General features: G+C 70.9%; 9 protein-coding genes. 8 read left to right on the top strand and 1 reads right to left on the bottom strand.

What is annotated here, in order from left to right; translation table 11 throughout:
* Positions 1 to 101: 101 nt before the first annotated feature.
* The 4 genes from D8896_RS08375 to D8896_RS08390 all read left to right on the top strand — a co-directional run bounded on the left by D8896_RS08375 (position 102) and on the right by D8896_RS08390 (position 3026).
* Positions 102 to 755, top strand: coding sequence for a helix-turn-helix domain-containing protein (locus D8896_RS08375; protein WP_121821638.1), 654 nt, complete (start codon positions 102 to 104; stop codon positions 753 to 755).
* A gap of 233 nt (positions 756 to 988) precedes the next feature.
* Positions 989 to 1129: a HalOD1 output domain-containing protein gene (locus D8896_RS20120; protein WP_375137057.1), complete on the top strand. Its 141-nt coding sequence runs from the start codon at positions 989 to 991 to the stop codon at positions 1127 to 1129.
* Positions 1130 to 1199: 70 nt separating this feature from the next.
* Positions 1200 to 1982: a sugar phosphate isomerase/epimerase family protein gene (locus tag D8896_RS08385; protein ID WP_121821639.1), complete on the top strand. Its 783-nt coding sequence runs from the start codon at positions 1200 to 1202 to the stop codon at positions 1980 to 1982.
* Between the two features lie 93 nt (positions 1983 to 2075).
* A complete protein-coding gene (locus D8896_RS08390) occupies positions 2076 to 3026 on the top strand; it encodes a carbohydrate kinase family protein (RefSeq protein WP_121821640.1) in 951 nt (316 codons plus the stop codon).
* A gap of 9 nt (positions 3027 to 3035) precedes the next feature.
* On the opposite strand, the gene D8896_RS08395 is transcribed toward D8896_RS08390, so the two are convergent.
* On the bottom strand, positions 3036 to 4340 hold the full coding sequence (locus tag D8896_RS08395; protein ID WP_121821641.1) for an MFS transporter: 1305 nt from the start codon (positions 4338 to 4340) through the stop codon (positions 3036 to 3038).
* 130 nt (positions 4341 to 4470) lie between these two features.
* On the opposite strand from D8896_RS08395, the gene D8896_RS08400 reads away from it, so the two are divergent.
* From D8896_RS08400 to D8896_RS08415, 4 genes are all read left to right on the top strand, one after another.
* Positions 4471 to 4947, top strand: a complete 477-nt coding sequence (locus D8896_RS08400) for a YbaK/EbsC family protein (protein ID WP_121821642.1) — start codon at positions 4471 to 4473, stop codon at positions 4945 to 4947.
* A gap of 104 nt (positions 4948 to 5051) precedes the next feature.
* On the top strand, positions 5052 to 7154 hold the full coding sequence (acs, locus tag D8896_RS08405; protein ID WP_121821643.1) for an acetate--CoA ligase alpha subunit: 2103 nt from the start codon (positions 5052 to 5054) through the stop codon (positions 7152 to 7154).
* Positions 7151 to 8212: a phosphotransacetylase family protein gene (locus tag D8896_RS08410; RefSeq protein WP_121821644.1), complete on the top strand. Its 1062-nt coding sequence runs from the start codon at positions 7151 to 7153 to the stop codon at positions 8210 to 8212. The genes acs and D8896_RS08410 overlap by 4 nt, the downstream gene beginning before the upstream one ends.
* An 87-nt stretch (positions 8213 to 8299) precedes the next feature.
* Positions 8300 to 8929, top strand: coding sequence for an HAD family hydrolase (locus tag D8896_RS08415; protein WP_121821645.1), 630 nt, complete (start codon positions 8300 to 8302; stop codon positions 8927 to 8929).
* The last annotated feature ends 90 nt before the right edge of the window (positions 8930 to 9019 follow it).

The following is a 9019-nucleotide window of genomic DNA, read 5'->3' on the forward strand; positions in this document are numbered from 1 at the left end:
TTCCTAAAATATTGTCCTCGGGATCGAATTCGAAGTTCGTTCCCACCGGGAACAACGGGGTGTGACGATAGTTTTACACCGGATCCCGCGGACGGGAAATTATGGGCGTCATCGCGGAGTTCACGGTCGACGACGGCTCCCTGCTGCTCATGGAGTCGCTCAAGGCGGTGCCCGACATGTCGCTGGAGGTCGTCCAGGACACCGCGAGCCGTGAGGGGTTACCGATCTTCTACTTCTGGGCGACGGGGGGCGACGTCGAGGCCTACGAGTCGGCGCTGGACGACGACGACAGCGTCGCCGACTACGAGGTGCTGGAACGGCTGGACGACCGGCGGATGTACCGCGTGAAATGTTCGCGGAACTCGTTTTACGACGCGTACCGGGAGTCGTCGGCGACGATGACCGAACTCACCGCGGACGGGTCCGGCTGGCATCTCCGGATGCGCTTCCCCGACAGGGAGTCGCTCCGGCGGTACCGCGCGAACTACGAGGCGGAGAACGTCCCCGTCACCGTTCACCGCCTGTACACCGACACGGGCGGCCCCGGCGACGCCTGGGGGCTGACCGACAAACAGCGTGAGGTCCTGCGACTCGCCCACGAGCGCGGCTACTTCTCACAGCCGCGTGACGTGACCCTCGAGGAACTCGCGGGCGAACTCGACGTCTCCCCGCAGGCGGTTTCGGCACGGATCCAGCGGGCGCTCGACGCGCTCGTCGGCGCGACGGTCGCGTCGAACGACCGGGATGGTATATAAAACGTTGAGCACGAAACCCGATGATGGAGACGACGGCCGCTGCTACAACGCAGCAATGAACGCGAACGACGAGCTGGAGGACATCCCTGTCGAGGACGCGGGCAACGACGAGTTCGAGCGCACGGACGGCACCGTCGAGCGCCGGTACGACTCCGACGATACGTCGACGAGCGAGGCCGTGGTGTACACGGTTTCAGCGGCGGCCGACGCCGACCCGCTCGAACTGCCCCCCCATCCACGACAGCGTCGACACCGACGCGCTCGACAGCCTGTTCGAGGACGCAGACCGGTCGACCCTGCTCTCCTTTTCGTACGCCGGCTTCGACGTGAGCGTCTCCGGCGAGGGTCGCGTCGTCGTCGCCCCGACGCGGTAGCGGCCGCCGCTGGCCGTCGGACCCGCCCGGTCCGACCAGCTAAAGTGCCGTCGGGACCAACGTCACGGGAATGAACGTCCGCCGCGGCTTCGTCACACAGATCGGCATGGACGCGGAGCTGTTCGCCCGTGCCGCCGACGCGGGGTACGACTACGTCGAACTGATGCTCGACGGCGACTGGTCGCGCGAGGCGCTGGAAGCCACCCCCGACCGGCTCCGCGAACCGCTCGACGAGCACGACCTCGACCTGCTCGTCCACCTGCCGTTCGGCGGGTTCGACGTCGGCTCGCCCCACCCGCACGTCCGCGAGGGGTCGGTCGAGGAGCTATCAGCCTGTCTCCGCACCGTCGGCGAGTTCGGCGCTGAGAAGGCGGTCCTCCACGCCGAGTCGAACGCCTGGAAGCCCGCCGCCGACGAAGACGAGCGGATCGACCTCGTCGTCGATTCGGTGCAGGAACTGGTCGACGTCGGCGAGTCGGTCGGCGTCGAGGTGTGTGCAGAGAACATCCCGCGCGCGACGCCGAGCATCCACGGGTTCGACCGCCTGTTCGAGGTGACCGACGTCTCGATGACCGTCGACACGGGTCACGCCCGGATGGACGGCGTCGACGCCGGCGGGATCGCTTCGATGGTCGCCGACCGGCCCGACCGTATCACCCACTTCCACCTCAACGACACGCGCGTCGCCGACGACGAGCACCTGCCGTACGGTGCCGGGACGGTCGACTTCGACCGGATCTTCGACGCGCTGCGCGCGGTCGACTGGACCGGGACGCTCTCGCTGGAGGTGTTCACGCTCGACTACGGCTACATCGCGGGGAGCCTGGACCGGCTTGACGCCGACCTCGGTTGACGCGAAGCGTGCGCCGCCGCGCCGTCGGTCACGACGCGCGCGAGCGCTGACACTGTCGGCAGAGCTATGGGACCGAAAGTCCCAGTAGTCCGCATGACTCGGGACGTGCTCGTCGCGGGCGAGACGCTCATCGACTTCCTCCCGGAGACGCCCGGCAAACTGGACGAGATAGCGGCGTTCGGCCGGCGCGCGGGCGGCGCGCCGGCGAACGTCGCGGTCGCGCTGGCGACGCTCGACCTGCCGCCGCTGTTCTGGACGCGCGTCGGCGACGACCCGTTCGGCGACTTCCTCGTCCGGACGCTGGCCGAGTACGGCGTCCCCGACGAGTTCGTCGAGCGCGACGCGAGCGCGAAGACGACGCTCGCCTTCGTCACCCACGACGAGGACGCCGACCGCTCCTTCTCGTTCTACCGCGACGGCACCGCCGACACGCGCATGCAGTCCGGGACCGTGCCGGACGCGGTGCTGGACGACGCCGAGTGGGTCCACGTCGGCGGCGTGGCGCTGGCCGACGAGCCGAGCCGCTCGGCGAACCTGGACCTCACCGAGCGCGCCGCCGAGGCGGACTGTACCGTCTCGTTCGACCCGAACGCCCGACCCGAACTGTGGGGGAGCGACACGGAGTTCGAGACGGTCGCGGGGTGGGCCGTCGAGGAGACGGACGTGCTGAAGGCGACGCCCGAGGAACTGCGCGCGCTGGGGGCCGACGGCGACGACCCCGAGGCGCTGGCGCGGAGCGCCTGCGACCTCGGCCCACACACCGTCCTGCTCACGCTCGGCGGCGACGGCGCGCTCGCCGTGGCGACCGACGACGCGCCGTGGGCCGGCGTCGCGCGACACGGGGGCTACCCGGTCGACCCCGTCGACACGACCGGCGCTGGCGACGCGTTCACGGCCGGTGCGATCGCCGCGTTCGTCGACGGGGAACCGCTGGAGGAGGCCCTGGCATTCGCCAACGCGGTCGCCGTCACCACGACGACGGCGAAGGGCGCGATGACGGCGCTGCCGGACCGCGACGAGGTCCGTCGGATCCGCGAGCGCTGACGCCTCGGCTCAGCCGAGCGGACGCTCGCTCGCGGTCGCCGGCCCTCCGGGCACCAGCACCACGAGGGCCGCGCCGACGGCGATGAGTCCTGCCGCCGCGCCGAACGCGACGACGTAGCCCGCCGATGACGCGATCCAGCCGCCGAGCGCGCTGCCGACGCCGCCGCCGAAACTCGACAGCGCGGCGTACGTCCCGAGCGCCTCGCCGCGGGCGGACGGCGGGGCCAGCCGGGTGACGAGGCCCGTCGCCGTGACCGCGATCACCGCCCAGGTGACGCCGACGAACGCGAACAGCGGGGCCTGCCCGACCACCGCCGCGGGCGGCACGAACAGGACCCCGACGGCGGCGATCACGGGGAACGACCCCGCCCGCCCCAGCAGGGCCGCGATCTGGAGCCGCCGGGCGTCGAACCGCGTCGAGAGGTCGCCGGCGCGGACGTAGAACGCGGCCGACCCGGCGCTGGAGAGGACAAAGAGCGCGAACACGCCGTCGGTCGGGAACGCCTCGGCAGTCAGGTAGGCGGGCAGCGGGCCGAAGAAGACGGAGAACCCGACGAAACACAGCGTCAGCGCCGCGAAGTACGAGCCGAGCTGCGACCGGAACCGGCCCGACAGCCGGTCTGAGTCGAGCGACCGCAACGACCAGTACACCCGGGCAGGACCGAACGGAACCGCCCGGACGGTCCGACCGCCGGTCCGCGCTGTCCTGCGGTAGATGCGCTGGAACCGGACGGGCGACACCCGCGGGCGCTCCGGGTACCAGTACCGGACGACGGCGAGCGCGAGGGCGGTCGACGCCGCGCTCGCGAGGAAGAAGCTCCGCTGGGCGGCGACGGGCCCGGCGTCCGACACCGCGCCGGCCGCGCCCGTCCACGCCGCCCCGGCGACGAGCCCGAGGAGCCAGCCGTACCCCTGATAGTGGTTCAGCCGGCCGATCTCGCGGTCCCAGTCGGACTCGGGGACGCCGTCGACGACGATCAGGTTGAGCACTGGCGCGGCCGCCGCGACGACGAACCACAGCGCGGCGTTCGCCGCGAGCAGCGCCACGGGGTCGGTCAGGAACGGGACGATAGCGAGAACGCCCGCCGTCGCGGCGAGCGCGACGAGGACGAAGACGCGCCGACGGTCGGTGCGGGCCGCAAGCCGGCCCCACAGGATCGCCCCCGGAACCCCCGCGAACGCGGCCGTCGACGCCATCAACCCGACGAGTAGCGGGCCGGCCCCGAGTTCCAGCGCGTACAGCGGTATCAGCAACGACGCTGCGCCGACGGCGGCGTATCCGAGTCCCCATCCGTACAGCCAGCGGTCGGTCATCGTCCCCCCGTCGAGCGCTCGGTCATCGTCCGCCTATCGCCGCGCCGATACTTCACTTCGTCGCCACACGTTCCCTGCACGGATCGCCGCGCTCCGATCCCTTTTAGGATCCCAGCGCCAGCCACGCGGTATGCACCCGAGCGCCGAGGCGTTCGCCGAGCGAGCGCGCGACGAGCACGACCTGTCGGTGGAAGTCACCGAGTTTCCCGAAGGAACCAAGACGGCGGCCGACGCCGCCGATGCGGTTGGCTGTGACGTGGCCCAGATCGTCAAGAGCATCGTGATGAACGCGGACGGCGACCACGTCGTCGCGCTCACGAGCGGCGCGAACCGCGTGAGCGAGCGCCGACTGGCGGACCATCTCGGGGCACCGGCGGACGAGGTCGGCCCCGCATCGCCCGGCGCGGTCAAGGAGACGCTCGGCTGGTCGATCGGCGGCGTCCCGCCGGTGTGTCACGACCGGGACGTGCCGGTCCTGTTCGACCCGGACCTCGGCGAGTACGAGACGGTGTGGGCCGCCGCCGGCACCCCGGAAGCGGTGTTCCCCGTCGACCCCGATCAGTTGCTGGCGACGGCCGGGGCGTCGGTCGTGGACGTGACGGAGTAGCGGGGCGGCCGGAGCGGACGAACCGGTGCCGTCGGCCGTGACTCGTTCCCGCACGGTGGGAAGATGCGTGCGTTTAATCCTCCGGGCGGTCGAAGGTCGAACCGATGGGATCGTTATCGGCTCTGTTCGCGCCCGAAAGCGTCGCCGTCGTCGGCGCAACCGACCGCGAGGGGTCGGTCGGACGGGCGATCCTCACGAACTTGCGCGACGATTTCGAAGGGCGCATCGTCCCGGTGAACCCCAGCCGGGAGTCCGTACTCGGGTTCGACTGCTACCCGGACGTGAGCAGCGTTCCGGACGGACCGCCGGACCTGGCGGTGATCGTCGTCCCGCCGCACGTGGCCGTCGACGCCGTCGAGGAGGCGGGCGAGGCCGGCGTCGAGAACGTGGTGGTCATCACGGCCGGGTTCAGCGAGACCGGAAGCGAGGGCGCGGCCCGCGAGCGCGAACTCGTCGACGTCGCCGAGACGTACGACATGGCGCTGGTCGGCCCGAACAGCCTCGGCGTGATGAGCACGCCGGTCGGGATGAACGCCACGTTCGGCCCGGAGAACGCACAGGACGGCTCGCTGTCGTTCATGAGCCAGTCCGGCGCGTTCATCACCGCCGTCCTCGACTGGGCCAACGACCAGGACATCGGGTTCAAGGACGTGGTGTCGCTGGGCAACGAGGCGGTCGTCGACGAGACGGACCTGATCGAGCACTGGGGCGACGACCCCGATACGGACGTGATCATCGGCTACCTCGAAGGGATAGACGACGGGCAGGAGTTCATCCGGACCGCTCGCGAGGTGACCGACGACACGCCGATCGTCCTCGTGAAGTCCGGGCGGACCGACGCCGGCGCGCAGGCGGCGTCCTCCCACACCGGCTCGATCGCCGGGAGCGACGAGGCCTACGAGGCGGGGCTGGAGCAGGCGGGCGTCCAGCGCGTCGAGACCGTTCAGGAGCTGTTCGACTACGCCCGCGCGCTGTCGGGCCAGCCGCTCCCCGACCGCGACGACGTGGCGGTCGTCACGAACGCCGGCGGCCCCGGCGTGATGGCGACCGACGCCATCGGCGACTCGTCGCTGTCGCTGGCCTCCTTCTCGGACGACACCATCGACGCCCTGCAGGAGTCGCTGCCCGACGAGGCGAACGTGTACAACCCCGTCGACGTGATCGGCGACGCGGACATCGACCGGTTCCGCGCGGCGATAGACACCGCGCTGTCGGACGACGGCGTCGGCGCGGCCGTCGTCGTCTCCGCGCCGACCGCGGTGCTCGGGTTCGACGAACTAGCGGACGCGGTCGTCGACCTGCAGGCGAAACACGACAAGCCGGTCGTCGCCTGCCTCATGGGCGGCGAGAGCACCGAGTCGGCGGCCGACCGCCTCCGCGAGGGCGGCATCCCGAACTACTTCGACCCGGCCCGCGGCGTCCGGAGCCTCGACGCGCTCTCGGGGTACCGCGAGGTCCGCGACGGGTCGGTCGACGAGCCGGCCCAGTTCGACGTGGACCGCGAGCGCGCCCGCGAGATCCTCACTCGGGCCGAGGACCGGGGCGACAACCGGCTGGGCGTCGAGGCGATGGACCTGCTCGATGCCTACGGCATCCCGACGCCCGCGGGCGACGTGGTCGACTCGCCCGAGGACGCGGTCGCGGTCGCCCACGAGGTCGACGGCCCGGTCGTGATGAAGATCGTCAGCCCGGACATCCTGCACAAGTCCGACATCGGCGGCGTGAAAGTCGGCGTCGAGAACGAGGACGTGTACGACGCCTTCGAGGATCTCGTCACCCGCGCCCGCAACTACCAGCCCGACGCGGACATCCTGGGCGTGCAGGTACAGGAGATGGTCGACCTCGACGACGGCACCGAGACTATCGTCGGCATGAACCGCGACCCGCAGTTCGGCCCGCTCGTCCTCTTCGGGCTCGGCGGCATCTTCGTCGAGGTCATCGAGGACACGACGGTCCGGGTCGCCCCGCTGGGCCGCGACGAGGCCGAGGCGATGGTCGACGACATCGACGCCGCGCCGCTGCTGCGCGGTGCCCGCGGCCGAACGCCCGCGGACGAGGACGCCATCGTCGAGACGATCCAGCGGCTCTCGCAGCTGGTCACGGACTTCCCGGCGATCCTCGAACTCGACATCAACCCGCTCGTCGCGGGCCCGGACGGCGTACAGGCGGTCGACATCAGGCTCACGGTTGACACGGAGGAACTATGACTCACACCACGCTCGTAACCTCGATCCAGGAGAGTACCGGCAAGACGGCCATCACGCTCGCGCTCGGCCTGCTCGCGCAGGACGGCGACGAGACGGTCGGCTACATGAAACCGAAGGGGACCCGCCTGCAGAGCAACGTCGGCAAGACGCTGGACGAGGACCCCATGCTCGCCCGGGAGGTGCTCGGTACGGACGCCGAGATGCACCAGATGGAACCGGTCGTCTACTCGCCGACGTTCATCGAGCAGGCGATCCGCGGCCGCGAGGACCCCGACGAACTCCGGGAGATCGTCGCCGAACAGTTCGAGGCGCTCGCCGCGGACACCGACCACATGTTCGTCGAGGGCGGCGGGAGCCTCACCACCGGCGGCATCATCGAACTGACCGACGACGAGATCGCGGAGCTGATCGACGCCCGCGTCGTCCTCGTCGCGACCTACGAACAGCCCGGGGACGTGGACGACGTGCTCGCCGCGGCCGACCGCCTCGGGGACCGGCTCGACGGCGTGGTGTTCAACCTCGTCGGCGAGGGCGACCACGACGAACTTGAGAACGACGTGGTCCCGTTCCTCGAAGGCCGGGGCGTTCCGGTCCACGGCATCGTACCGCGCAAACAGGACCTCGCGGGCGTCACGGTCGGCGACTTGGCGGACGAACTCGCCGCCGAGGTGGTGACCGACGTGCCGACCGACGAGTTCGTCGAGCGGTTCAGCGTCGGCGCGATGGGGGCCGACGAGGCGCTCCGGCACTTCCGCCGGACGCGCGACGCCGCGGTGATCACCGGCGGCGACCGCTCGGACATCCACACCGCAGCGCTGGAAGCGCCGGGGATCAAGTGCCTGATCCTCACCGGCGGTCACCGCCCGCCGGGCGCGGTCGTCGGCAAGGCGGCGGACAAGGGCGTCCCGATCCTGCTGGTGCGGACCGACACGCTGACCACCGTCGACCGCGCCGAGGAGGTCGTCCGGTCGGGACGGACCCGCGACGCCGAGACCGTGGAGGCGATGCGCGAACTGCTCGCGGACCACGCGGACGTCGAGGGCCTGCTCGGCCACTGACCGGCGGCCACCGCCCGTCCGGTCACCGGCTGCCGCCGCCGGCCGCTGATCGCAAGCGATAGGGCCGCCCGCCCGGAACCGACGGCCATGCGCGCCGTCTACTTCAACCTCGATCTCACGCTCACTCGGATGGAGCGGCCGTTCGACGCGCTCGTCGTCGAGGTCCTGCAGGAGGCCGGGATCCCCGATCCCGCGATCGACGCGACGCGGCAGTCGAACCTGTTTTTCGACCGCTTCCTCGACCTCCAACCCGACCCGCTCGTCGGGGCCTACCGGGCGCACTTCGAGGATCTGGAGGCCGACACCGACCTCTCGCCGGAGGAGGCCGCCCAGCTACAGAAGCAACTCGAGGTCGACGCGGTGCGGCCCGCGGTCGAGAACCTGCCCGAACTCGTCGACGCCGTCGGCGAGGAGTACGCGGTCGGCGTTCTCACGAGCGGCCTGCCGGACCTCCAGCGCGCGAAACTGGAGGCGCTGGGGATCGAGCAGCGGCTCGACGACGTGGCGGTCTCCTACGAACTCGACGCGACCAAGGGGAGCGGCGACCTGTTCGCCGCCGCCGAGGAACGCACGGCTGCGGACGCGTACGCCTACGTCTCGAACCACGACTCCGACCGCGAGGCCGCCACCGACGCCGGCTGGGCGACCGTCGACGCCGACGCCGCCGACCTCGCGGACGACCCGGTCGCGCGGATCGAGGACGGCACCGGCTGGTGAACCGCTCCCGGAGTTCGGCGAGCGTTTTCTCCACCCACAGCTTCGATGGTCGGATTCGATCCGGCGGGTAAGTAACTTCGTAGCCGGGAT

The sequence above is a fragment of the Halostella salina genome, assembly GCF_003675855.1.
Lineage (GTDB): Archaea > Halobacteriota > Halobacteria > Halobacteriales > Natronoarchaeaceae > Halostella > Halostella salina.

Excerpts from the sequence above, each read along its gene's own strand:
- D8896_RS08375 (WP_121821638.1), top strand. The coding sequence starts at position 102 with ATGGGCGTCATCGCGGAGTTCACGGTCGACGACGGCTCCCTGCTGCTC.
- D8896_RS08385 (WP_121821639.1), top strand. The coding sequence starts at position 1,200 with ATGAACGTCCGCCGCGGCTTCGTCACACAGATCGGCATGGACGCGGAG.
- D8896_RS08390 (WP_121821640.1), top strand. The coding sequence starts at position 2,076 with ATGACTCGGGACGTGCTCGTCGCGGGCGAGACGCTCATCGACTTCCTC.
- D8896_RS08395 (WP_121821641.1), bottom strand. The coding sequence starts at position 4,340 with ATGACCGACCGCTGGCTGTACGGATGGGGACTCGGATACGCCGCCGTC.
- D8896_RS08400 (WP_121821642.1), top strand. The coding sequence starts at position 4,471 with ATGCACCCGAGCGCCGAGGCGTTCGCCGAGCGAGCGCGCGACGAGCAC.
- acs (WP_121821643.1), top strand. The coding sequence starts at position 5,052 with ATGGGATCGTTATCGGCTCTGTTCGCGCCCGAAAGCGTCGCCGTCGTC.
- D8896_RS08410 (WP_121821644.1), top strand. The coding sequence starts at position 7,151 with ATGACTCACACCACGCTCGTAACCTCGATCCAGGAGAGTACCGGCAAG.
- D8896_RS08415 (WP_121821645.1), top strand. The coding sequence starts at position 8,300 with ATGCGCGCCGTCTACTTCAACCTCGATCTCACGCTCACTCGGATGGAG.